Source organism: Komagataeibacter swingsii (assembly GCF_003207895.1).
Classification (GTDB): Bacteria; Pseudomonadota; Alphaproteobacteria; order Acetobacterales; family Acetobacteraceae; genus Komagataeibacter; species Komagataeibacter swingsii.
This window is the reverse complement of record NZ_NKUB01000108.1, coordinates 1-572: the sequence shown is the minus strand read 5'-3', so window position 1 is coordinate 572 and position 572 is coordinate 1. Positions and strand designations below refer to the sequence as shown.

Sequence of the window (572 nt, the reverse complement as noted above, 5' to 3'; positions counted from 1 at the left end):
GCCATTGAAGCTGCATTTGCCCAGGTCCTGCTTCTGGCGCGTGAGACGGGCCTGCTGCGTCTGGGCGTGGTGTCGATCAACGGCACGAAAATCGATGCTGACGCATCGAAATACCGTTCGGTGCGCTACGACCGGATCAGGGCGCTGCGCGAACAGCTAGCTGTGGATATCGCGAAACTGATGGACCAGCCAGAGCACGCGGATGCCACAGACAGAGATCCGCAGGCATTGCCGGAAGAGCTTGCCCGGCGGGAAACGCTGAAAGCGAAGCTGGACGAAGCCTGCGCCCGGCTGGAAGCTGATGCGAAGGCGCAGGCCGAGGCGGCACGTCCGGCCTACGAGAAGAAGAAAGCCGCTTATGATGCGAAAACAGGGCGTCGCGGCCGGGCGCCCAAACCGCCCGATGATGAACCACCACCCGACCGGCAGACCAGCCTGACCGGTCCCGACAGCCGCCTCATGCGGCGCTCGGACGCCCATGAATTCCGGCAGGCTTACAATGCTCAGGCCATAGTCTGCGCCGAAGGCAGCCAGTTGATCGTGACAACCGGCGTTGTCGCCACATCAGCGGA

1 pseudogene is annotated in these 572 nt (G+C 63.3%); it reads left to right on the top strand.

From position 1 onward, the window contains the following. Positions 1 to 572 (top strand): annotated as a pseudogene (locus CFR76_RS17565) (IS5/IS1182 family transposase); the annotation flags it as partial.